The sequence below is a fragment of the Vibrio hepatarius genome (assembly GCF_001274785.1).
GTDB classification, from domain to species: Bacteria; Pseudomonadota; Gammaproteobacteria; order Enterobacterales; family Vibrionaceae; genus Vibrio; species Vibrio hepatarius.
In genome coordinates this window covers 18453-40902 of the sequence record NZ_LHPI01000003.1, presented here as the reverse complement: position 1 = coordinate 40902, position 22450 = coordinate 18453, and the positions used below count along the sequence as shown (strand labels likewise).

The 22450-nt window shown below is 47.1% G+C and carries 23 protein-coding genes; 22 read left to right on the top strand and 1 reads right to left on the bottom strand.

Annotated features, from left to right (window positions below; genetic code table 11):
* The first annotated feature begins 24 nt into the window (after window positions 1-24).
* The 10 genes from AKJ31_RS05520 (at window position 25) to AKJ31_RS05475 (ending at window position 8213) form a co-directional block, all read left to right on the top strand.
* Complete coding sequence (locus tag AKJ31_RS05520; RefSeq protein ID WP_053408110.1) at window positions 25-804, top strand: ABC transporter substrate-binding protein; 780 nt, start codon at window positions 25-27, stop codon at window positions 802-804.
* A gap of 61 nt (window positions 805-865) precedes the next feature.
* Window positions 866-1582: an ABC transporter permease gene (locus AKJ31_RS05515; RefSeq protein WP_053408109.1), complete on the top strand. Its 717-nt coding sequence runs from the start codon at window positions 866-868 to the stop codon at window positions 1580-1582.
* 10 nt (window positions 1583-1592) lie between these two features.
* Window positions 1593-2312 carry an ABC transporter permease gene (locus tag AKJ31_RS05510; protein WP_053408108.1) on the top strand — a complete coding sequence of 240 codons (720 nt, stop codon included), beginning with the start codon at window positions 1593-1595 and terminating at the stop codon, window positions 2310-2312.
* Between the two features lie 81 nt (window positions 2313-2393).
* The gene (gene dgcN, locus AKJ31_RS05505; RefSeq protein ID WP_053408107.1) at window positions 2394-3416 is read left to right on the top strand and encodes an N-acetyltransferase DgcN; all 1023 of its coding nucleotides are present in this window, start codon (window positions 2394-2396) and stop codon (window positions 3414-3416) included.
* A complete protein-coding gene (gene dgcA, locus AKJ31_RS05500; protein WP_053408106.1) occupies window positions 3409-4395 on the top strand; it encodes an N-acetyl-D-Glu racemase DgcA in 987 nt (328 codons plus the stop codon). The genes dgcN and dgcA overlap by 8 nt, the downstream gene beginning before the upstream one ends.
* A 242-nt stretch (window positions 4396-4637) precedes the next feature.
* Window positions 4638-5648, top strand: coding sequence for a TRAP transporter substrate-binding protein DctP (gene dctP / locus AKJ31_RS05495; protein WP_211263043.1), 1011 nt, complete (start codon window positions 4638-4640; stop codon window positions 5646-5648).
* 14 nt (window positions 5649-5662) lie between these two features.
* A complete protein-coding gene (locus AKJ31_RS05490) occupies window positions 5663-6169 on the top strand; it encodes a TRAP transporter small permease (protein ID WP_053408104.1) in 507 nt (168 codons plus the stop codon).
* A gap of 1 nt (window position 6170) precedes the next feature.
* Entirely contained in the window at window positions 6171-7460 is a 1290-nt protein-coding gene (locus AKJ31_RS05485) for a TRAP transporter large permease (protein WP_053408103.1), read from the top strand.
* Window positions 7461-7469: 9 nt separating this feature from the next.
* Entirely contained in the window at window positions 7470-7874 is a 405-nt protein-coding gene (locus AKJ31_RS05480; RefSeq protein ID WP_053408102.1) for an OsmC family protein, read from the top strand.
* Between the two features lie 3 nt (window positions 7875-7877).
* Window positions 7878-8213, top strand: a complete 336-nt coding sequence (locus AKJ31_RS05475; protein WP_053408101.1) for a GYD domain-containing protein — start codon at window positions 7878-7880, stop codon at window positions 8211-8213.
* A 72-nt stretch (window positions 8214-8285) separates the two neighbouring features.
* On the opposite strand, the gene AKJ31_RS05470 is transcribed toward AKJ31_RS05475, so the two are convergent.
* A complete protein-coding gene (locus AKJ31_RS05470) occupies window positions 8286-9659 on the bottom strand; it encodes an aminotransferase-like domain-containing protein (RefSeq protein ID WP_053408100.1) in 1374 nt (457 codons plus the stop codon).
* A 103-nt stretch (window positions 9660-9762) separates the two neighbouring features.
* Here AKJ31_RS05470 and AKJ31_RS05465 point away from each other — a divergent pair, with 103 nt between their 5' ends.
* The 12 genes from AKJ31_RS05465 to AKJ31_RS05410 all read left to right on the top strand — a co-directional run bounded on the left by AKJ31_RS05465 (window position 9763) and on the right by AKJ31_RS05410 (window position 22440).
* Entirely contained in the window at window positions 9763-10650 is an 888-nt protein-coding gene (locus tag AKJ31_RS05465) for an EamA family transporter (protein WP_053408099.1), read from the top strand.
* A gap of 438 nt (window positions 10651-11088) precedes the next feature.
* Complete coding sequence (locus AKJ31_RS05460) at window positions 11089-11862, top strand: phosphotransferase family protein (RefSeq protein WP_053408098.1); 774 nt, start codon at window positions 11089-11091, stop codon at window positions 11860-11862.
* 120 nt (window positions 11863-11982) lie between these two features.
* A complete protein-coding gene (locus AKJ31_RS05455; protein WP_053408097.1) occupies window positions 11983-12318 on the top strand; it encodes a 5-carboxymethyl-2-hydroxymuconate Delta-isomerase in 336 nt (111 codons plus the stop codon).
* 134 nt (window positions 12319-12452) lie between these two features.
* On the top strand, window positions 12453-12797 hold the full coding sequence (locus AKJ31_RS05450) for a GlpM family protein (RefSeq protein ID WP_053408096.1): 345 nt from the start codon (window positions 12453-12455) through the stop codon (window positions 12795-12797).
* An 80-nt stretch (window positions 12798-12877) separates the two neighbouring features.
* Entirely contained in the window at window positions 12878-13252 is a 375-nt protein-coding gene (locus tag AKJ31_RS05445) for a hypothetical protein (RefSeq protein WP_053408095.1), read from the top strand.
* Between the two features lie 24 nt (window positions 13253-13276).
* Window positions 13277-13591 carry a cupin domain-containing protein gene (locus AKJ31_RS05440; RefSeq protein ID WP_053408094.1) on the top strand — a complete coding sequence of 105 codons (315 nt, stop codon included), beginning with the start codon at window positions 13277-13279 and terminating at the stop codon, window positions 13589-13591.
* A gap of 41 nt (window positions 13592-13632) precedes the next feature.
* The gene (locus AKJ31_RS05435; RefSeq protein WP_053408093.1) at window positions 13633-14055 is read left to right on the top strand and encodes an N-acetyltransferase; all 423 of its coding nucleotides are present in this window, start codon (window positions 13633-13635) and stop codon (window positions 14053-14055) included.
* 192 nt (window positions 14056-14247) lie between these two features.
* Window positions 14248-15129: a LysR family transcriptional regulator gene (locus AKJ31_RS05430; RefSeq protein ID WP_053408092.1), complete on the top strand. Its 882-nt coding sequence runs from the start codon at window positions 14248-14250 to the stop codon at window positions 15127-15129.
* Between the two features lie 105 nt (window positions 15130-15234).
* Entirely contained in the window at window positions 15235-16320 is a 1086-nt protein-coding gene (locus AKJ31_RS05425; protein WP_053408091.1) for an efflux RND transporter periplasmic adaptor subunit, read from the top strand.
* A gap of 10 nt (window positions 16321-16330) precedes the next feature.
* A complete protein-coding gene (locus tag AKJ31_RS05420) occupies window positions 16331-19393 on the top strand; it encodes an efflux RND transporter permease subunit (RefSeq protein WP_053408090.1) in 3063 nt (1020 codons plus the stop codon).
* A complete protein-coding gene (locus AKJ31_RS05415; protein ID WP_053408089.1) occupies window positions 19390-20880 on the top strand; it encodes an efflux transporter outer membrane subunit in 1491 nt (496 codons plus the stop codon). The genes AKJ31_RS05420 and AKJ31_RS05415 overlap by 4 nt, the downstream gene beginning before the upstream one ends.
* Window positions 20881-21306: 426 nt before the next feature.
* Complete coding sequence (locus tag AKJ31_RS05410; protein ID WP_053408088.1) at window positions 21307-22440, top strand: response regulator; 1134 nt, start codon at window positions 21307-21309, stop codon at window positions 22438-22440.
* The last annotated feature ends 10 nt before the right edge of the window (window positions 22441-22450 follow it).

The following is a 22450-nucleotide window of genomic DNA, read 5'->3' as shown; positions in this document are numbered from 1 at the left end:
AACAAAAGTAGAAGGGAATCCATGATGGCAAAAGGAAAACTATTAGGTGCTTTGCTTGCTACCTCAGTTGCAGTCGCTACCTCGGCGAGTGTCCAAGCTGAAACAATCAGAATTGGCACCGAGGGTGCGTATCCTCCATTTAACTATTACACCGCTGACGGTCAGTTGGCTGGGTTCGATATCGAAATTGGCAAAGCGTTGTGTAGTGAGATGAAAGTGGAGTGTGAGTTCGTCGCGCAGGATTGGGACGGCATTATTCCGGCGCTATTAGCGGGCAAATACGACATGATTCTCGCGTCGATGTTTATTACCGATGCACGTAAACAACAAGTGGCGTTCAGCGAACCTTATCAAGCCTCTGCGATGACGTTTGTCGTCGATAAACAGTCGGGTATTAAGGATGTGTCGCCAGAAGCGATGAAAGGCATGATCATCGGCGCACAAGGCTCGACGACTCAGGCTGAATACCTACTAGCAAAATATCCAGATTCAGAGATTCGGCTCTATCCGACTCAAGACGCAGTAAATCTCGATTTGGTCAGTGGCCGTATTGATGCCCAAGCCGGTGACATCATGCCAATGACCGATTGGCTCAGCTCTGAAGACGGCGCGTGCTGCGAAAAAGCTGGTGAACTGATCACTGACCGCACTTACGTTGGCGATGGTGTCGGTATTGCACTGCGTAAAGAAGACCAAGAACTGCGTCAGCGCATTGATCAGGCGTTGGCGAACATCATCAAAGATGGCACTTACCAGAAAATTAACGACGAGTTCTTCTCGATCAACTTGCTGACACTGAAATAAGTTAGCTAATCGTGGCGGCGATGGTCGCCACTGAGTTGCAAAGCAAAGAGAGAGCGACGCGATGGATTATCTGACGTACTTAAGCTTGGGTGACAGCGGCTGGGGTGATGAACTGCTCAAAGGCTTAGCAGTAACGATAGGGTTGGCACTTTGCGCGTTACCCGTGGGATTGATTTTAGGCACTGGTGTGGCCGCGTTGTCAATCAGCGCCCACAAAAGCTATCGCTGGTTTGCCAATGTGTATACCACGGTGTTGCGAGGCTTACCTGAGTTGCTGACATTGTTCATCATTTATCACGGCGTCGGTCTCTTGATTAACAAAACGCTTAAGTGGATTGACCCGAGCAATGGCTTCTTCGAACTCAATCCCTTTGGTGCAGGTGTGATCGCTCTAGGTCTGGTATTCAGTGGCTATGCAGCCGAAGTGTTGCGTGGTGCATGGAAAACGATGGACAAGGGGCAGCGTGAAGCAGGGTATTCGTTGGCGATGACTCGACTGCAGATATTTTGGTTTATCGAACGTCCGCAATTGCTGCGTTTGGCGTTACCTGGCTTGGGCAATCTATGGATCAACTTACTCAAAGATACTGCATTGGTCTCGGTGATTGCGCTAGATGATTTGATGCGCGCAGCGAACATAGCTGTGGGTGCGACTAAAAAGCCGTTTCTGTTCTATCTAACGGTATGCCTTGCTTATTGGGCGGTATGCGTGTGCTGCGAGAGGTTGTTGGCAGCAATGGAACAACACTCGAAACGTGGCATTCGCGTGAGTCGCTAAGGAGAAGTGAATGACGGATTTTATTGCGAAAGTGGCGCCGATGTTGCTTGATGGTACTTGGATGACGCTCAAAATTACCTTTATCTCGGTCTCATTGGCGGCGTTATTGGCGCTACCTATGTCGATACTGCGCATTCAGCCGTCACGTGTTTACCGTTGGCCAGTGCAGCTGTTTATCTCTTTCTTTCGCGGCACACCTCTGATCGCACAGCTGTTTTTGCTCTACTACGGCTCTGGTCAGTTCCGTCCTTGGCTGATGGATATGGGGCTGTGGCACTTCTTCCGCGATCCGGTGAACTGCGCGTTATTGGTATTCACCCTGAATTCATTGGCGTATCAGACTGAGATCCTGCGCGGTGCGATTCAGTCTGTTGATGCGGGCGAAATTGAAGCGGCAAAGTCGATGGGTATGAGCAACAGTCTGCTTTATCGCCATATTGTGCTGCCATTGGCGTATCGAATCGCGTTTCCGGCGTTGGGCAATGAATGCATTTTGATGCTGAAAGGTGGCGCGGTCGCGAGCGTGATTACCGTGATGGACCTGATGGGACAAACTCGTCGTGCCTTCTCACAGACGTTTGATATCTCAACCTACTTTTTGGCGGCTGCGATGTACCTAGTGATCGCGACTCTGTTCGTCATGGCATGGCGTCAGGTAGAACGTTACTTATATCGTCACCAAATTCAGCGAACGTCGGGCGCTAAGTCCGTCACGGTCGCAGCAACCTAGTTTTCAAACCCAACCACAACCTGTTGGCAACAGGAGCTCGAGCTCTTGTGGGCTCGTTTGACTTAAAAAAGGATCAACATAATGAATAAGATTGAATTGAAAACGCCTTACTTGGTGTTTCTCGGCGATGCAAATGATCTTCTGATGGCAAAAGTAGCCAAAGGTGTGGCGCACTGGCGACCAGAAAAATGTCTGGCGCAATATCGACTGCCAGGCGCAAAAGCCGATTTAGGCTTAGCAGAAATGTCACCGCGCGAAGCGGCAGCGTGCGGGGCGAAAACCTTTATTCTTGGTCTGGCTCCGGTTGGGGGTACACTGCCGTTGGCTTGGATTGATATTTTGATTGAAGCAATGGAAGCGGGCATGGATGTCGCAAGCGGCTTGCACATGCGCTTGAATGATATTCCTGAACTGGTTGCAGCGGCGCAGCGCACAGGTCAGAACTTGCTGGACGTTCGCGTACCTCAAGGGCCGATGGTGTGTGGAACTGGGCTTCCTCGTAGTGGTAAACGCCTGCTTAGCGTCGGGACGGACTGCTGCGTGGGTAAAATGTTCACGACTTTGGCAATTCATCGCGAGATGGAACTGCGCGGTATTCCGGCCACATTTCGTGCCACAGGGCAGACTGGCATTCTGATTGAAGGTAGCGGTGTGCCAGTGGATGCGGTCGTGTCGGATTTTATTTCCGGTATGGTTGAAACGTTGTCTCCGGATAACGCGCCTGATCATTGGGACATCATTGAAGGTCAAGGCTCACTGCTTCATCCTGCATACGCAGGGGTGAGCTTGGGGCTACTGCATGGCGCGCAAGCAGATGTGATTATCGTATGTCACGAAGCGGGTCGTACTCAAATGGATGAAATGGAAGGTTTCAGCGTGCCTGATCTGCAGACTACCATCGATATCAACCTAACGATGGGACGCGTCACCAATCCAGATATTCGTCTGGGCGGGATCGCCTTAAACACGGTCAATCTGAGTGAAGAGGAAGCGCTGGCTGAGATCGCACGTATTGAGAAACAATTTGGTGTACCTGTCGTTGACCCAGTACGTACTGGTGTGTCAAAAATCGTCGATGGTCTTACCGAGGTGTGCTATGCGTAAAATGAGCGTACGTGTCGAGAAATGGCCGCTGCATGAGCCATTTGTCATTTCTCGTATGGAACCTATGCTACACGGTGAAGTGGTGGTGGTTGAGATTGAACAAGACGGCTATGTCGGGCGCGGAGAGTGCGAGCGCATGGATATCTTTGAGCCTGACTACCCATATGACGTGCTAGCGACAGTACAGTCGGCCGTTGCAGCGGTTGAAGCGGGCATCAGCCGTGAAGAACTGCGCGAATTGCTACCATCGGCGGCGCCGCGCAACGCCATTGACTGCGCGTTGTTTGAACTTGATGCCAAGCTAAACCAGCAACCTGCTTGGCAAATGGCGGGCTTTGCGGACGAACCACAACCTGTGACGACCGTGTTTACTTTGTCACTCGATAGTGCAGAGAACATGGCGAAAGCAGCTGCAGCGCAAAAACATCGTCCAATCTTAAAGCTTAAACTCGGGCGAAATGGTGATTTAGAGCGTGTACGCGCAGTTCGTGAAGCCGCGCCCAATACACGCCTTGTTATCGATGCCAACACAGGTTGGAGCTTTGCCCAGCTAGTTGATTACTTGCCTGCATTGGCGGAGCTGGGTGTGGAAATGGTCGAGCAGCCGTTGTCGTTCGAAGAAGAGCATTTGTTGGAAACCATTACGCCAGCCTTGCCGATCACCGCTGACGAATCTTGTATCGACCGCAGTTCTTTAGCAGCGCTGAAAGGTCGCTATCAAGCGGTGAACATTAAGTTGGATAAAACCGGTGGTATGACCGAAGCCTTGGCGCTACTTAAAGACGCGCAAGAGATGGGTTTTGAAGTCATGGTCGGTTGCATGATTGGCACGTCTTTGGCGATGGCTCCTGCACTGCTGTTAGCCCAACAAGCACGTTGGGTGGATATTGATGGCCCTTTGCTGCTCTCAGAAGATAGGTCGCCAGCACTGAACTATCGTCAGAGTGACGTTGAGCCAACACAAGGTGTGTGGGGGTAATCACAGCTCATTGCTTACCAAGCCATGGAATCGCGCCATGGCTTTTTCATTTCAGTGGCAAAATTGTGGCGTCACGCAAAGCGGGAATACTCGAAGATTGACTATGCTTAACTGCAGCGGATTTTTGTCTGCACAATTGTGGTGCATCGCAGTTATAGATTATAACCAATTGGTTTATGAGCAATTGATAGATTAATTTATAGTTAAGCGTCGAAAAAAATAACAACACGGAACTGTTCTAAGTGAAAAATCTGACCAAATTTATCCTCGGGGGAGTAAGTGCAAGCTTGCTGTCTATGTCTGTTGCTCAAGCTCAAGAGTGGCGGTTCAATAACTTCCTACCTGAAACACGTCCAGAGACAAAAGAGCTCGAGCAGTTTGCGGCGGACGTGAAAGCCAAAACCAATGGCGAAATCGATATCAAAGTCTTCAGTGGTGGTTCTTTAGGCCTGAAAAACACCGACGTGTTGCGTTTTCTACCGCGTGGCGCCGTGGATATGAGCCTCGCTTGGGCGAACTATTTAGGTCGTGATGCAGAAAGCTTGAGTACAGTTATGGTTCAGGGCACGATTGGCTCAGTAGAAGAGTTGAACGCTGCGCTGCCTGAAGTGAAGAAAATCTACCAAGAAGAGTTCTCTGATTGGGACGTGGCAATCACAGGTTATGTTGCGCTACCTATGCTGGAAGCGTCTATTTTCTGCCGTGAAGACCCAATCAACTCTCTCGACGACCTACGTGGTAAAAAGCTACGTGTTTGGGCAAAAGACCAAGTAGATACCTTTGGTCGCCTTGGTATTTCAGCGCAAATCATTCCTCAAGAAGAGATGTACGTTGCGATGAAGACAGGCGTAGTCGATTGTGCGGTTTACCCAGCACTTTACGCTCACACAGTGTCGCTGCAAGAAGTATCAAAGTACGCTGCGTATCTGTACCCGATGGCGTCAGGTCCGTACATTCTTGGTATGTCTCAGGATAAATGGGATTCGTTATCGAAAGAGCACCAACAAGCGTTGACCGAAGCAGGCGATGCGGTGTGGCAACGTACTAACTCATACGAAGACGACCACCAGAAAGAGCTCGACGCGCGTGCAAAACTGGCTGAAGGTGGTGTGACTTGGCTGGATGACTTCCCTGAAAAAGACCGCCAAGAGTTTACCGCTGCGATCACTGAAGTTTGGGGCGAGCTGGCGAAAGAAGCTGGCGGCAAAGCACCAGAATATCGTGAGCGTGTGCTAAAAGCGCTTGGTCGATAGTTGCTGACGTCAACATGAGTTTAGTTTCAACATTTATTGATAAAGGGCTGAAACGTTCAGCCCTTTTTCTTGCCATTCTGTCTGCACTTTCGTTAGTGGCGATTCTTGTCGTCATTGTGGCGAGTGTGGTTTTGCGTAAGTTCTTTGATGCGCCCCTGTTTTTCGCAGAAGAACTGGTCGGCTTGCTGATGAGCGCCAGTCTATTCTTAGCCTTGCCGATGGCAACAATCAAAGGGCAACACATTCGCGTCACGCTGCTAATTGATTCATTAAAAGCTCGCATCCCATTTGTGGCGCAAGCGATTTCTACGCTCGGCATTTTAGTTGGGCTTGGTTTCTGTGGCTGGATCCTTTGGGAAGCGATTCCGTGGATGGAGTTTGCGATTAAGCGAGAGCTTAAATCTGAAACCGCGCGAATTCTGCTGTATCCACTGATGTCTGTGGTTCCGGTATCGATGGCGCTGTGCTGCATTATCTATTTCGCAAGACTACTCGGCTTTATCAAATTAGAGGAACGTTAAGATGTTTTGGACGACCCTCGTCTCTGTATTAGTGGCCAGTGCGAGCAGTGGCATTGCATTAGGTGCTGCGCTCGGTTTTACCGGCTTGATTCTTCTGCATTTCTTTAACTATGGTTCTGCCTATCTGGCGGTGGATACCATTTGGGGCATCTTCAACTCGTTTACCCTTAGCGCTGTGCCAATGTTTATCCTGCTGGGTGAAATCTTATTAAGAAGCGGAATCAGTGAACGAGCTTACGCTGCGTTTACGCCGATTTTCGCTCGAGTCCCTGGCGGCCTATTACATTCGAACGTTGCAGTGTGTACCTTGTTTGGGGCGGTCAGTGGTTCAAGCTTATCTACCGCCGCGGCGATTGGCTCGGTGGCTTACCCAGAGCTCAGCAAGCGCGGTTATAACAAAGAAGCGGTAGTTGGAAGCTTGGCTGGCGCCGGTACTTTAGGGTTATTGATCCCGCCAAGTCTGTCATTGCTGATTTTTGGCGCACTGACGGAAACCTCGATCGGCAGACTGTTTGCTGCAGGCATTGTTCCGGGTGTGATGGTGAGTGCGCTGTTTATGCTGTATATCTTTTTACGCAGTGTGAACAACCCTTCGATTGCTCCACGAGACAATACCGCATACAGCTTAGGTTTCATCGTACATGGCATGCTGCGCGTGTGGCCAATCTTACTGCTGATTCTGGCGATCATGGGCAGCATCATGTTTGGTGTGGCGACCCCGACGGAAGCGGCAGGTGTGGGTGTAGCCGTTGCGATTGTGATTTCTTTTATCTGGGGTGACCTAACACTAAAAGGGCTAGGTGAATCGGTCTATCGCAGCGCGTTGATGTTTGCTTCGATCGGTTTTATTGTCCTTGGCGCAGCCATTTTATCTCAGTCGGTTAGCATTCTCGGTGTCCCACAGGCGATTCTTGAAGCCGCGATCGACAGCGGTTTAGGTAAGTACGGTATCTTCCTGCTGATCGTTTTGATTTACGTTATGTTCGGCTGCGTGTTCGATGGATTGTCTCTGATGGTGATGACGCTACCGATCGTTTTTCCGTTACTAACTGGACTCGGTTTTGACCCGATTTGGGTTGGTGTGATGATCACCATCCTGATTGAAATAGGGCAAGTTACACCACCAGTTGGCTTGAACCTTTCTGTCTTAACGGCAATTACTAATGGTGAAATCAGTTTAGGCCGTACCGCGATAGCCACCATCCCGTATTGGGGGATTTTATTATTGGCTATCGGCATCATTACGTTGGTACCAAGTGTGGTGCTGATTTTACCTAATGCGATTTTTTAGAGGATTTGTATGACAATCAAAGTCAAACCAGCCAGCTACGGACCGGTGTTCGCTAAAGCAGATGATGATGGCACATTGGTATTTGCTTCTGCTGACAGCGAGTTCACTGCGACGCCATCGTTGGAAAGCCCAGCGATGACGCTACTCTACTCGATTGCATCATGTATGGTGTTGTCGCTTCAGATGGTTGCGAAGCGCAAAAAGATTGCGATCGAACCGTTTCAGTTTGAAGTGATTGGTCAGAAAGGGACCGAGCTTCCGGCGCATTTTGCTCACTACGAAATCGCGCTTAGTCGCGATATTCACCCAGACTTAGACGTTGCCCAGAAGTTGCTGAAAGATGCAAAATCGATTTGTACCATCAGTAACAGTATGTCAGGCACTTTTGAGCTTAGTTTGAAAGAGAAGGAGTAAGCCATGGCGTTAGAAACCTATTTGGTTCAAGTGGCCTTTACCGCTGAAGCGATGGCGGGCTTGGTTAAACATCCTGAGAATCGTCTGAGCAGTATGATTCCAATCGTGGAAAAGATGGGCGGTAAGTTCATCGGCAGTTGGATCTCATTTGGTGAGTACGATTCAATCGCGGTGATTGAAATGCCAGACCACGTACACATCAAAGCGTTTTCGATGGCAGCAATGGCTGGTGGCGGATTACGTCATTTCCATATCACACCAATGATTTCATTTGAAAAAGGTGTCGAAGCGATGAAACTGGCGGGCTCCTTAGCGTATCAAGCGCCTCAAGAAGACTAAGCACGTTCACATAAGTTTTGAACAAACAGAAGCGACCTTGGTCGCTTCTGTTTTGTGAGTGGTAAGCACCGCTTAATTTGAACAATGCTGCTTAATCAGCGTCATCAATCTTTCTAGATATTCCAACGTCTCAGCTTCTGGTGCAAAGCCAATATTGATTCGTAGGCAATCGCAATATCGCTCTGACTCAGTAAACCACGGTCCAATACGAATATCCAAATTCTGGCTCTCAGCCGCCTTGCCTAATTCAGTTGCGTTTAAATTGGGAACTTGTATCCACAACACTAACCCACCGTCAGGCTGCGTTACGCAGCTTCCTTCAGGCAGATGCTGGCTGAGATAAGCGAGATACTGCGCTTTGTTTTGACTCAGTCGGTAGCGTGTTCGTTTGAGATGGCTGTGATAGGCGCCAGATTCAATAAAATCAGCTATTGCGTATTGGATTAACGTGGGGACACCCAAAGCACGTTTAAGGTAAGGCATAAAATAGCGACCCGGCCGACACCAACCGAGCCGATAGCTTGGCGATAGCGTTTTCGATGCTGAACCGCACCAAAGAATATAACCACCATCATCATAGTATGCCGCTGGCAGCGGGGATTGATTGCGGTGGGGAAGTTCAAGGTAAACGTCGTCTTCGATAATTGGGGTTTGGTACTGATTGGCTAGCTGTGCCAAACGCTGCTTTTGCGTGCTGGATAACGTGATGCCTTGCGGATTCATGTGCGAAGTACAGAACAAGCCAGCCTGAACATTGCCTTGCTGCAGGTGCTGTTCAAATTGGTCGAGGTCTATTCCGTCCTCCAGAGAAGGAATTTCGACGATCCGTAACGATAGCTGCGAGAGTAGGTCAAGCAACCCGTTATAACAAGGCGAGCTGACTGCCACTGTATCGCCTGCCTTAGTACAGACTTGTAGCGCGGTTTTTACTGCATCCATACAGCCATGGGTAATGACTAGTTCATCACTATTGAGTGGAAATCCGTTGTGTGTGAAATGGCTCGCCAAAGCTTGTAAGAGTATGGGTTCTCCTTGTGGCGTTGGATAATACGTCACTTTATCTGCGACCCGCTTTAATGCTCGACGCAGACTGCGCTCAAGCGCTTGCTGGGTTGGTTTATCTAATTGCAGTCGTGAGGTGCCTAGTGGCCCACCAGTTGCAATTGTCCCGCTACGTTGATGAGACGGCGTGGTTACACGGCTGGCAAAAGAATGCCAAATAGGCGAGTTAACGCTGGGTTGCTCTGCGATAAAAAAGCCCGCTTGTGGCCTTGCGATAAGCCAGCCTTGCGATTCCAATTCTGAATAACAACTCACCGCGGTCGATACACTGATGCCGTGCTGCTGTGCGAACTGCCGTAGCGACAACATACGATCTCCGGGGATCAGCTTTCCTGCCTCAATATCGTGGATAAATTTTTCAGCTAATTGTTTGTATCGCGCCATAGTACGTCCAAATTGTACTGGTCATTTAGTTAAAAATTGTATCTGTACTGTTTTGTGCCTGCAAGCAACACTAATGAGGAATGCAAAGTGCTAGGAGAGAAACATGCAGGGACGAGATATTTTCCTCATCGTCGTGGTAATGGCGATCTGGGGTTTCAACTTTTCAATGATAAAACTTGGTGTCAGTGAGATGGACCCGCTGTTGATTGCGGCAGCTCGTTTCTTTTGCGCGACGTTTCCAATTATTTTCTTTATCCGCAAGCCGGATGTGAAATGGCGATACTTAATGGCTTATGGTCTAGTTTTCGGTACGGGTATCTGGGGGATGGCATCGTGTTCGATTACGTTCGGGTTATCGTCAGGTATGGCGTCGGTGTTGCTCCAAACCGACGTATTAACCACTGTATTAGTTGGAGTACTGCTCTATAAGGAAGTCATTTCGCCTCGTATGGCATTAGGTATCATCATTTCGGTTGTCGGCTTGGTCGTGTCGATCATCTACACCAATGGTAATGTCACCTTGACTGGCGTTGTGTTTATCATGATATCGGCCATTTGTTGGCCTTTGGCGGGCGTGATAGTACGGATGTCCGGAACACGTTCTGCTTTCGCTTTTAATATTTGGGGGATGTTGTTTGCGCCACTGCCTTTGATTGCACTGAGTATCGGCATGAACGGATGGGACGTATTGGCGACAACCTACCAAGAGTGGAACCGCAACGCTTGGATTTCAGTATTGTTTCAAGCGTATCCAACTACGTTATTTGGCTATTGGGTATGGAACAAAATGATCCTCAAGTATCCGATGAGCCAACTCGCCCCTATGACATTGCTGGTTTCTGTATTCGCGTTACTGAGCGGCTACGTGATTTACGACGAGCAACTATCGTGGGCGCAGTGGATTTCATGCAGTGCGTTTTTACTCGGTATCGGGTTAGTGCTCTATCCACAGCGTAAGGAGCAAACAGCAACCATTAAAGTGTCTGCTTGATACAAATAAGCTCGTCGTCAATACCGCTACAGCTAAACAGCTGTGGCGTTTTTCGTTAGGTATATGACTAACAAGTTCGTGTATCGAAGAATTCAAAAGTCACATAAAATAATCATTCTTAATGTGTGATGCTAATGGTTTAAATTATTGAACGGTATGATGTTTACATCATCTTCAAACTGAGAATAAACGAATGTATGGCACTGACGAGACTAGAGCATTTTGTTGTAACTGCAAAGACGTCACACTACATCGATATACGATGTTTGCTAGCCAAAAAGTCCAGTCACCAAAAGATGAAGGACTGATAGAGAGAGTACTGTCGGCTTTATTTTTGTCCAATCAAACCAATGGTGATTACAAATGCAATCAATGCGGTACTTACTTAGAAACGCCTGACTATTTGGATTAAAAGGATTTACATATTTAGGGATTAGTATGAGCAATGAACTCACTAAAATGGGCGCAGCCAAAGTGTCCGTTTATGAATGTAATGGATCCACCTGCATTCATAAGCAAGATGCGTCTGAGGTAGAACTCAACTTCTATCAATACGCAGCCCAAAACTTAAGCGGAGTAAACACTCCCAAACTGCTTGGAGTTCGAGGGCGTGATTTATATATTGAACATGTTCCAAACCGTGTAAGTTTAAGTGAATTACTCGCGAGTGAAAGCACGTTTGAACAGTTAGCGAGTATTCACCATTCTCCGTATCGGCCTAACTTCCCCGTAAAACAGCACTGCTGGACATCCAACGCAACAGAATTTGCCCTTTCTGGTCTGAAGCTTCCAGAAGTAAGCAACGCGGCTTTGCGCCATATTCAATCGCTCAGCCAGCCGCTATTCCTAAACTCCAATCTCATTTCTGGAGATTCGAACGATGGGAACTGGGGAACAAGGCAAAATGGCGAGTTAGTACTTTTTGACTGGGAGCGTTTCGGTTATGGAAGTCCTGCAATTGATCTAGCACCGTTAGTTCCTCGTCTGGGTTCACCTGCAGACTATACATCCATTGTGGAAAAGTATATTCGACACAGCTCGATATCGCCGGGAGAGATTTTGGAAAAGCAGTTAATGATTGCTAAAAGCTGGCTTGTGGTAGAAGTCACGAACCTCTTGGTGCGCCGTAACAAGCCAGAGTTATCAATTTACATTAACTGGTACAGAGAAAATGTACCGAACTGGCTGAATTCAATTGAGAAAATGTTTTAGAAAACAGATAGGTTGAATACTCAACGTTTGTTAATCTTAACGATTGCGTCTAAATGCACGCGGTTTCATTAAGTGACAACGTTACTTTCCCTAAATGTGGCGTATTTTTAAGGAGTAAAAATGCCTCATTGTATTATCGAACACTCATCCTCTCTAAACGCGGGTGAACTCAATCAAGTTGTCTTTCAAGGCGCTTTAGAATCTCAATTATTTGAAGCAGATGGCCGCGATATCAAAGTTCGCAGCATTGCGTATGACCATTTTCAAACTGGTACTCAGCGACAAGATTTCATTCACGTAACGTTGCGTATTCTTTCTGGCCGTAACGATGACGCCAAACTCAAATTGTCTCAGTCGGTGCTGAGCGGGCTAGCAACACTTGGGTTAACTGATGCTTCTCTTACTGTCGAAGTGGTCGATATGGAGCGAGAGAGTTACTCAAAACGTATTGTTTAAGTCGTTCGACCATCACTGCATGATTCTTTGGCTTCAGCGGCTTTGTTCAAAGTTTAGTGAAAGGGTTTATGGCAGGATAATTGAGTAGCGGCATTTGGAGTGGGTCGCTTTCGCATCAGTAGGGATATAGGTTGATGATTTCTTTGTTCTTGAAGTGTTTACTTGGCGCACTCGCGGTGTTGTTGATTGCGCTGTTGTCAAAAAGCCGAAGCTTCTTTATCTCGGGCTTGGTTCCTTTATTTCCTACTTTTGCGTTAATCGCCCACTATATAGTTGGGACAGAAAGAACAATGGCTGATTTGCGTGTCACAGCGTTATTTGGTTTGTATTCTTTGATCCCTTATGCGGCGTATTTAATCGCGGTCTATTTCTTCAGTTACAAGTACAGCCTAACTTGGACTCTATCGCTGGCATCCGCAGTTTGGGTCGCATTTGCGTTCCTACTTTTAGTCGGGTGGACGAGGTTTTATTCGGTATAAAGTTAGTGTATTAATCGACGAGTGGGTTAGCACTGATATGATGTTTCTTCAGTTGACTCATAGTAATGTAGAGGTTTGCAATGAAACGATGGCTTATTTTGGTATCAATTCTTCTTCCTATGTCTACTTTTGTTTCAGCTAATTCCAGTGACGAAATACAGCAGCTTGAGATGAAGGTGGAACAGTTACGAGTAGAAGCTGAACGCGCGGAGCTGAATTATCTGGAAGCTAAGAACAAACTTGAACAGCTAAAGAAACGTTCACAAACTAGCCGAAAAGTGGGAGAAAGAACAGGAGACAAGCCGTGTACGTGTGTTTTTAATAACAAACGTATGTGGAATCCAGAGAAAATTCTCTGGGATAATAAGTTCTATAAATGTGGTCATTATTTGGAAGATGGGACATGTGAATATGTCGAGGAAATGAAGGACGTTAGCATTAAAAATGTGCAATAACTGTCGTTCACAAGGAAAGACGTAATGACGAATCTCTACGCTAATCTGCCAAAGTCACTGCCCAATGAGGTGTTTGAAGATATTGTTTCTACTAGTAATCTTCGTATAGAACGCATTCTTTCTTATGGCCATAGTTCGCCCGAAGTTGGTTGGTACGACCAAAGTGAAAATGAGTGGGTTCTGGTACTGAAAGGGCAAGGCGTTTTAGAGTTTGAGGATGGACGAACGATTACGCTCTCCGAAGGTGACCACATCAATATCAATGCTGGCGTCAAACACAAAGTGCAGAGCACCGCACCAGATCAGATTACTGTTTGGTTGGCTGTGTTTTATAGCTAGTCGACGCGCCCTAACGGCAACAAATAATTCAGAGCGATACCATGATTAGAAACTATACCGAGAACGATACTGAATCTGTTTTAAACATATGGCTAACCGCGTCAGTGAAAGCGCATGACTTTGTGCCAGCAGACTTTTGGCAGTCGCAGCTAGGTAGCATGCGCGATATCTATTTGCCTGCTTCTAATGTTTATGTGTTTGAACATCAGGGTGAAGTTATCGGTTTTTATGCGCTTTATGAAAGCAACTTGGCGGCGATATTCGTGTCGCCTGAGCGTCAAGGGCAAGGGTTTGGCAAGCAGCTACTCGACCATGCCAAGCAACAACGAGTTCAGCTTACGCTGTCTGTCTACAAACAAAACCACGCCAGCTACCAGTTCTATTTGTCTCAGGGCTTCAAAGTGATGAGTGAGCAAGCCGACGAGCACACCAGCCAACCAGAATATACAATGAGCTTTGGTTAACCATTGCAGGTGTAATGCCTACTATTGCCCTTGCTCTGTCAGTTGAATGGTGAATACATAAATCAAAAAATGTTTGTATTGCCGCGCTGTATCATTTTTCACCAATCACTAAACCATTCGATCTATCACCTTGCCAAAACAAAACGAATGGTTCACATTTATGCCAACTTATATCTACAGGTTGATAATTAAATGAAAGTAGATGACCTCAAGTTGTTCTTGAAAGTGGTTGAACTCGGAAGTTTTACCGCGGCGGCAAACGCGCTGGATCTTCCTCGAGCGAACGTAAGTCGACGTATTGGTGAGCTGGAACAATCCTTAGGTACGCCATTATTCCACCGCACAACACGCAGCTTGTCATTAACGACTAGCGGAGAAGGCTACGTTGAGAACTTGCAAAAAGCTGTTGATCTTTTGGACTTTGCCAATGAGCAAGTGAGCAATAAAAACAATGAAGTTCGTGGCAAGATTAAAATTGGTCTACTGCCAGAAACTAATGAACTGGTGCAGCCGATATTGTTCGACTTCCAAGATAAGTATCCTCATGTCGAGCTCGATATCCGTAATATCAATAATGGATTCACCGATATGTTCAAACAGGGTTTGGATATCGCGTTTCATGGCGGTGAGCTTTTCGATTCTGACTTAGTTGCCCGCAAACTTTTGATGCTGGATAAATGCATCGTTGCTTCGCCAAACTATCTAAAAACGTTTGGTGAACCTAAAACCGTTCAAGAGTTGAAAGATCACCATATCGTTTGTTCTCGCTGGCCGAGCGGTGAAATCGACAACGTTTGGCAGTTTCAGGATGAGAGTGTTGAGCTATACCCTAAACTGATTTCTAACAACATAGGTTTTGTAAAGAACGCAACGGTGCTCGACCGTGGTATTGGTTTTATTCCCAAACTGCTTATTCGCAAAGAGCTTGAAAGTGGCGCGTTAGTGCAAATACTTACCGAACTTACCCTGACACAAGAGACTGGGTGGTTACTCTACCCACAACCTAAAACGCTTAGCCAAGCTAGCCGCTTGCTGATCAATAAGCTTATCGAAGAAACCCCCAAACTCGTTTAGGTTAAAATTTATTGTCATAATATTCATGACAGTGATTCATGTAGAAGAGTAATTATTTGAACACTGTACAATTATAAGATAGCGCCGAACTTATGGAGCTATCTTATGAATCAAATTATAAAAACAGCAGCGTTAAGTACCGTTGCACTCGCTTTGTTTGGTTGTAACCAAACACAAGAACCTCTTGAAGACTCAACAACGGCATCACGTCCAATCCAAGTGATTGAAGTTGATGGCGACAACCGCGCACTAAACAAATCATTCAGTGGAATTGTAGAAGCGAAAGAGATCGCCGAACTCTCTTTCCGTGTACCGGGTACTTTATCCAGCGTCTTGGTAAACAAAGGCGACCATGTGGATCGCGGGCAAGTCATTGCGCGTTTGGACCCGCATGATTATCAAGTGTCACTTGATGAGCTTGAGGCGCGTATGTTAGAAGCGAGATCTTCTCATAAGTTAGCGAAAGCCGAATTGAAGCGCGTAAAGCAAGCGACGTCTGATGATGCGATTGCAAGCGTGAACTTAGATCGTGCCATCAGCAGCTACGAGCGCAGTGTATCGGCGGTGAAAGTTGTCGAGAAGAATATCCAGCGTGCAAAAGATGCGTTGGGTTACACCGAGCTTCGCGCGCCGTTCTCAGGCATTATCGGTGAAGTGAATGTCGAGCAGTTTGAGCAAACCTCACCGGGTTTCTCTGTTGTTACGCTGCAACAGGATGGCAACTGGGAAGTCGATATCGATGTACCAGAAAACATGATCCAAGATTTCACTCTCGGTCAAAAAGCTTCATTGACTTGGTACGGCTCAGATCAACCGTATCAAGCGGTGGTGAGTGAAATTGCACCTAAGAAACACCTATTAAAACAAACCTATACCGTGACGTTAGATGTTGATTCTGCGTCTGCTGAACTCTTCAACGGCAAAGCGGTAACGGTCAATACACAGTTCGCGCCGCACGCGTCTAGCCACTGTTTCCCATATTCTGCTCTGCTTGGTGAAAAAGCCAGCTTACACGTCAATGTTGTTCGTGACGAAGTCGTGCATGAAGAATCAGTAAACCTTGAGTCTATCGATGCATACCAAGCCTGCGTGACTGGCAATTTTGCTCAAGGTGATTATGTCGTCATCAGCGGCAGTCACTACCTGAGTGAGGGTGATTTCACCCCAAATCTAACCATTAAGACCCTGTAGGTGCGAATCCATGATCAATTTAGCTGAATTCGCTATTCGTCAGCGCAAGTTCGTATTGTTCTTTATCGTCCTTAGCGCGATTGCTGGCGTTTATTCATACTTTGACCTGGGTAAATTGGAAGACCCTAGCTTTACGGTTAAAACTGCGGTGGTAGTGACGCTCTATCCGGGCGCCTCCGCCGAAGAAGTCGAACAACAAGTGACGGACACTGTCGAGACGAAACTGCAAGAAATGGCCGAGTTAGAGCGTTTACGTTCCCTGTCGCGTCCAGGTATGTCGATGGTGTTTATCGATCTTAATGAGAGCCTCAACTCGAAAGCATTGCCGCAACAGTGGGACTTGCTAAGACGCAAAGTGGACGATGTGAAACTGCAACTGCCGTCATCGGCGCAGATCAGCATCGTTCAAGATGAGTTCTCAGAAGTGTATGGCATGCTTTTCTCTATCCACAGTGAAGATGCCGCGCCAGAAGAGTTGCGTCGTTACGCGGAAGAACTACAACGCCAAATCAAAGCTGTAGATGGGATTAAGAAAATCGAGTTGCACGGTGTTCAACCACGCGTAGTCAACATCGATATGCCAGATGAACGCTTGGCGCAGTACGGTCTGTCTATCGCTCAAGTTTGGAACCAATTGAACTCGCAAAATACTACGTTTGAAGCGGGTAAATTCGATGCGGGTACAGAGCGCATTCGTATCGCGCAAACCAGTGAATTTCAGTCTTTAGAAGATATTCGTAATCTGGTGATCAATGGTGGTTCGGGCGATCTTGGATCTGGTTTGATTCGCTTAGGGGATATCGCAGATATCTCAATGGGTTACAAGACGCCTGCATTATCGGAAAACCGTTACAACGGTGAGCCTGCGGTTACCTTAGCGGTCAGTCCGGTACAGGGCATCAACGTTGTTTCTCTGGGTGACACAATTCAAGAAATTATCTCGAATTTTCAGCAGACGCTACCACTAGGTGTGGATATTTCTACGGTTGCGTACCAGCCGGAGGAAGTGCAAAAGTCTATCGACGCTTTCGTCGGAAACTTGCTTGAAAGTGTGGCGATCGTCTTTGTTGTCTTGCTGGTATTTATGGGCTTTAAGAGCGCAGCGATTGTTGGCGCGAGCTTGTTGCTAACGATTTTGCTCACGCTCAGCTACATGAATATTGCGGGTATCGATTTGCACCGCGTTTCACTCGGTACTTTTATTTTGGCACTCGGCATGCTGGTGGATAACGCGATTGTTATCACTGACATGATGATAGTGAAGCTCAACAAGGGTATCGAACGTACACGAGCGGCGATTGATTCAGTCAAAGAAACAGCCATTCCATTACTTGGCGCAACGGTCATTGCGATCATGGGTGCGAGCCCAGTATTGTTTTCTCAAACAGACTCGGCTGAATTTGCCAGTTCAGTATTCGACATTATGGCGTCGTCCTTGCTGCTCTCTTGGATTGTGGCGATGACGTTTACTGTGCTGATGTCTTGGATGTTTATTAAGCCTAAAGCGGGCAGTGAAGAAGTAAAACCGAGCCGTTACAAGAAGCTGGTTTTCTGGACGGTAGATAATCCGCGCAAAGCGCTATCGGCTTTGGTTCCGTTAATCGTTGCTACCGCGTTGGTCATCCCTTCTGTTGCGGTGAACTTTCTTCCGCAATCAGACCGTGCGATCGTGTTCTTAGATTACTGGCTGCCGAATGGCGCGAAAATAGAACAAACTTCAGCAGACATGCGCAAAGTTGAAGAATGGTTAGTCGCGCAGCCAGAGGTAAAAAATATCTCTAGCTATGTTGGTACGAGTGCGCCACGTTTCTCGGTAACGGTAGAACCAGAACCGCTAGATCCGGCATACGGTCAGGTGCTGATCAATACCGTCGACTACCCGAGCATCAGCAAATTGGTTGCCCGTGGTGATGAATGGTTAAAGCAAGAGTTTCCTGACGCAGAGCCACGCTTCCGTGCTCTGAAGTTGGCAACAAAAGACAAGTTTGCGGTTGAAGCTCGTTTCTCTGGTCCTGACGAAGCCGTACTGCATGAGTTAGCAGCACAAGCGAAACTTGTCTTTGCTTCTCAAGCTGATGCGAAATACATCCGTGATGATTGGCGCCAAGAGAGCAAAGTGCTCAAACCAATCTTAAACCAAGACAAGATGCGCCACGCGGGTATTAACCGTGCCGATGTCGCCTTTGCTCTGAAACGCGCATCAGACGGCATGCCACTGGGGCAAATGAATCTCAATGATGAGCTTATCCCAATCCATCTGCGTGGCACGTCACAGAACATGGCGTCACTGGAAACATTGCCAGTTCGTTCTCTGATTGGCTTTAACAGTGTACCGCTAGGTCAGGTCGTTGATGGATTTGAACTGGTGACCGAAGAAAGCATGATCTGGCGTCGTGACCGAGTAAAAACCATCACAGTACAGGCAGGTGTAAGCCGCGAAACGACACCAGCAAACGTAAGAAATGCGATTAAAGATCAAATTGAAGCGATTGAGCTACCAGCGGGCTACAGCATGGAGTGGGGTGGTGAATATTATGATGAGAACAAATCCGTTACTGACATTATGAAGCAGCAGCCGAAAGCGATGTTAATCATGGTGATCATCTTGGTGGCGATGTTTAACGGCTTTAAGCAGCCAATCATTATCTTGTCGACTTTGCCACTAGCGGCGTCAGGCGCAGCCTTTGCGTTGCTTGGGTTTGATAAACCGTTCGGCTTTATGGCGATCATCGGTGCCATCACGCTAACGGGGATGATCATTAAAAACGGTATTGTATTAATGGACCAAATTGAGCTGGAAAGAGCCAATGGCATGAGTTTGTCTGATGCGATTAAAGAGGCGACGGTTAACCGTACGATGGCGATCTCAATGGGCGCGTTGACTACCGCACTAGGTATGATTCCACTGTTGACAGACCTGCTGTTTGACCAAATGGCAGCAACCATTATCGGTGGCTTAGCAGCGGCAACGGTATTGTCTCTGTTTGTGATGCCAGCATTGTATCGCTTAGCGTACAAAGACGAACAACCATCAACTGAAACAAACGCTAAGTTAGAGGAGGCGTCATCATGAAAAAGTTCATCCTAGCGCCAATCGTTCTGGCATTGAGTTTAACCGGTTGTGCGGTTGGCCCTGATTACCAAGAGCCAAGCACCAGCATGGCAGAAACTTACTTGAACGCGGAAGAATCCGGGCTTAGTACCGAAGCACAACAAAATGAATATTGGTGGACAGAATTTAATGATCCCGTTCTGAATCAGATGATTCAAGATATGCAGAGCCAGAGTATTCCACTGAAAGTCGCGACGGAACGCGTAAAAATGGCTAACAGCTACAAGACCATGGTGGAGTCATTCAAAGTTCCAACCGTGAGTTTAGGGGCTGGCTATGTGAACTATCAGATGAGTAAGAACGACTCTTCGCTTGGCCCGATATTGAACCCGTTAAGCGATTCGGTCTCTGGTTTGCCGCCGCAAGTGGGTAACATCACGTTGATGGACAACCAGCATGATGGTGTGTTCGCAGGCGCAAGTATTGCGTGGGAAATCGACTTGTTTGGTCGCATTGACCGTCAAGCAAACGCAGCGCAGATTCGTATCGAACAAGCGGAGATTTACCAAAGCGGTTTAACAACGGTGATTACTGCTGATTTGATTCACAACTATCTGCAATACCAAGGCGCGAGCGAGCGCCTTGAGATAGCGAAATCTAATCTGGAAGACCAAAGACGTACGCTCGATCTAGTCGAGAAAGTTGTGCGCAGCGGTTATGGCTCAGAGCTCGACTTAGCACAGGCAAAAGCGACGTTGGCGGCGATGGAATCGATCGTTCCTCAACTCGAGATCGCGCAGCAGACACACAAGCATCGTTTAGCGGTATTGCTTGGTGAGCCGCTAACAAAAGTAGAAATTCGTTTGGCGCAGACTCAGAGCGTACCAGTGATGCAAGATATGGTACCGGTGGGTTTACCGTCAGATTTGCTAAAGCGTCGTACCGATATTCGCTTGGCTGAGCGTGAAATGGCCGCGTTAAATGAAGAACTGGCGGCGAGTATTGCCGACCAATACCCTAAGTTTTTCTTAACGGGTTCGCCTAATCTCTCTGCATCTAGCTTTGATGACCTATTCAGTAGTGATTCTTTTGGTTGGATGGGCGCAGCGGGGGTTAGCTGGAACCTGTTTGATGGTGGTCGAGGGGATGCAATGGAGGCAATCAATCAAGCACGTTTTGACTCGGCGAAATTGTCTTACCAACACACGGTTGACGCTGCATTGGCGGAAACGGAATCGACGCTGTTTGCTTATGGTAGAAGCCAGGAAAACCAGCGCCGTATTGATGAAGCGATGATCGCGACCGATAAAGCGGTAAGCAAAGCAAAATCACTCTATCGCGCAGGGCTAATTGACCATTTGTCTGTACTAGATGCACAGCGCCAGCAACGAATGATGCAAGACCAACGAGTTGCGGCGAAACTGCAAACCGCACAGGCGACTATTGCGTTGTATAAATCGCTTGGCGGGGATTGGAGTATCGCTCAAGACGCCGGGCAAGATGGATAGACCAACCGATCGCTCTATGTAAGTTCACTCTCAATCGCCTGCATCCTGTGGGCGATTTTTTTGTTCTCGCAATACACAGTACCGAAATCTATGACAACGGGGTAGAGCACTCTCTCGTCACATTCTAGCGAAATATTTGTCTTACTTTTTCAGCGATGGTTCTTTAACGAAGAGAAAGCAGTCAAAAGTTCTGATTAGCCCTATTTTGTTCTTGTAATTCAGTAGATTATTAGATTAGGTTATCTGGACAGTAAACAACAAAGTTGCTCTGATTAGATTGATGCGCTGATTTTTAGATGTGCGTCTACTATATTAGAAGTGACTAAAAAAATAATAATTAAGCAAAGGAACGCCCTTTTGCTTTTGAAGCTATAGTGAATGCTAGATATCTGAAACGGATGCTTTTGGATGTTCAAGGAGGAGAGGATGTACGCAATGTCGTCTTCCAAGCCAATCTTACTTGTTATTGATGATATCCCGGAAAACCTGACGTTGATGTATCAACTCTTAAAAGATGATTATCGCGTAAAAGGTGCAAACAGTGGGGCTCGGGGGATCGCTTTAGCAGAGTCTGCGAAGCCAGACTTAATTCTTCTCGATATTATGATGCCCGAGATGGATGGGTATGAGGTATGTAAAAGACTCAAATCTCAGCCGTCTACCCGTGATATTCCCGTCATCTTCTTAACCGCAAAATCTGAACGAATCGACGAACAAAAAGGACTCGCGCTAGGTGCGGCAGATTACATTACCAAACCGGTCAATCCCGAAATCGTCAAAGCTCGAGTCAAAACACATGTATCGCTTAAACTCTCGTCAGAGATGTTAAAAGGCGAAAACGAAGCGTTGGAGAAAGAGGTCCAGCGCCGAACTTGCGAAGCCATAAAACAACAAGAAGAGCTGCATGCAATTCAGGATGTGGCTTTCTATGCGATGATATCTCTGGCTGAAACGCGAGATAACGACACCGGCAATCACATTTTACGTACTCAAACCTACATAAAACACTTAGCCGAGAAACTTCGTCAAAACCCACGTTATGCCAGTCAGTTATGCGATGATGTTATTAAGCTAATTTGTAAATCCGCGCCACTGCATGACATTGGCAAGATCGGTATTCCCGATCATATCTTGCTGAAAAAAGGCAATCTGACAGAAGACGAATTCGAAATCATGAAAACCCATACCACGATTGGCTATGACGCGATCAGCAATGCGGAAAAAGTTAGTGGTCAGCAGATGGACTTTCTTAAATACGCCAAAGAGATTGCCCATTCTCACCACGAGCATTGGGATGGAAACGGATACCCGCAAGGGCTTGTCGGTGATGAAATTCCCCTTTCGGCTCGTTTAATGGCTATTGCAGATGTGTATGACGCCTTGATTAGCCGAAGAATCTACAAACCCGCATTTACTCACCGGGATGCGGTACAAATCATTTTGTCTGGCAAAGGTACTCAGTTTGATCCCGAAATCATTGATGCCTTTGTTGATATCGCTGATGAGCTTTATCAAATAGCGATGCAAAACATGAGCCTAAAAGAGCATGACGCTAGTTAAATTGATTGGA

Bases quoted from the DNA above. Each gene is read 5' to 3' on its own strand.
- AKJ31_RS05410 (WP_053408088.1), top strand. From the start codon at position 21,307: ATGTACGCAATGTCGTCTTCCAAGCCAATCTTACTTGTTATTGATGAT.
- AKJ31_RS05440 (WP_053408094.1), top strand. From the start codon at position 13,277: ATGACGAATCTCTACGCTAATCTGCCAAAGTCACTGCCCAATGAGGTG.
- AKJ31_RS05435 (WP_053408093.1), top strand. From the start codon at position 13,633: ATGATTAGAAACTATACCGAGAACGATACTGAATCTGTTTTAAACATA.
- AKJ31_RS05445 (WP_053408095.1), top strand. From the start codon at position 12,878: ATGAAACGATGGCTTATTTTGGTATCAATTCTTCTTCCTATGTCTACT.
- AKJ31_RS05415 (WP_053408089.1), top strand. From the start codon at position 19,390: ATGAAAAAGTTCATCCTAGCGCCAATCGTTCTGGCATTGAGTTTAACC.
- AKJ31_RS05420 (WP_053408090.1), top strand. From the start codon at position 16,331: ATGATCAATTTAGCTGAATTCGCTATTCGTCAGCGCAAGTTCGTATTG.
- AKJ31_RS05465 (WP_053408099.1), top strand. From the start codon at position 9,763: ATGCAGGGACGAGATATTTTCCTCATCGTCGTGGTAATGGCGATCTGG.
- AKJ31_RS05520 (WP_053408110.1), top strand. From the start codon at position 25: ATGGCAAAAGGAAAACTATTAGGTGCTTTGCTTGCTACCTCAGTTGCA.
- AKJ31_RS05480 (WP_053408102.1), top strand. From the start codon at position 7,470: ATGACAATCAAAGTCAAACCAGCCAGCTACGGACCGGTGTTCGCTAAA.
- dgcA (WP_053408106.1), top strand. From the start codon at position 3,409: ATGCGTAAAATGAGCGTACGTGTCGAGAAATGGCCGCTGCATGAGCCA.
- AKJ31_RS05430 (WP_053408092.1), top strand. From the start codon at position 14,248: ATGAAAGTAGATGACCTCAAGTTGTTCTTGAAAGTGGTTGAACTCGGA.
- AKJ31_RS05470 (WP_053408100.1), bottom strand. From the start codon at position 9,659: ATGGCGCGATACAAACAATTAGCTGAAAAATTTATCCACGATATTGAG.
- AKJ31_RS05475 (WP_053408101.1), top strand. From the start codon at position 7,878: ATGGCGTTAGAAACCTATTTGGTTCAAGTGGCCTTTACCGCTGAAGCG.
- AKJ31_RS05450 (WP_053408096.1), top strand. From the start codon at position 12,453: ATGATTTCTTTGTTCTTGAAGTGTTTACTTGGCGCACTCGCGGTGTTG.
- AKJ31_RS05485 (WP_053408103.1), top strand. From the start codon at position 6,171: ATGTTTTGGACGACCCTCGTCTCTGTATTAGTGGCCAGTGCGAGCAGT.
- dgcN (WP_053408107.1), top strand. From the start codon at position 2,394: ATGAATAAGATTGAATTGAAAACGCCTTACTTGGTGTTTCTCGGCGAT.
- AKJ31_RS05510 (WP_053408108.1), top strand. From the start codon at position 1,593: ATGACGGATTTTATTGCGAAAGTGGCGCCGATGTTGCTTGATGGTACT.
- AKJ31_RS05515 (WP_053408109.1), top strand. From the start codon at position 866: ATGGATTATCTGACGTACTTAAGCTTGGGTGACAGCGGCTGGGGTGAT.
- AKJ31_RS05490 (WP_053408104.1), top strand. From the start codon at position 5,663: ATGAGTTTAGTTTCAACATTTATTGATAAAGGGCTGAAACGTTCAGCC.
- AKJ31_RS05455 (WP_053408097.1), top strand. From the start codon at position 11,983: ATGCCTCATTGTATTATCGAACACTCATCCTCTCTAAACGCGGGTGAA.
- AKJ31_RS05460 (WP_053408098.1), top strand. From the start codon at position 11,089: ATGAGCAATGAACTCACTAAAATGGGCGCAGCCAAAGTGTCCGTTTAT.
- AKJ31_RS05425 (WP_053408091.1), top strand. From the start codon at position 15,235: ATGAATCAAATTATAAAAACAGCAGCGTTAAGTACCGTTGCACTCGCT.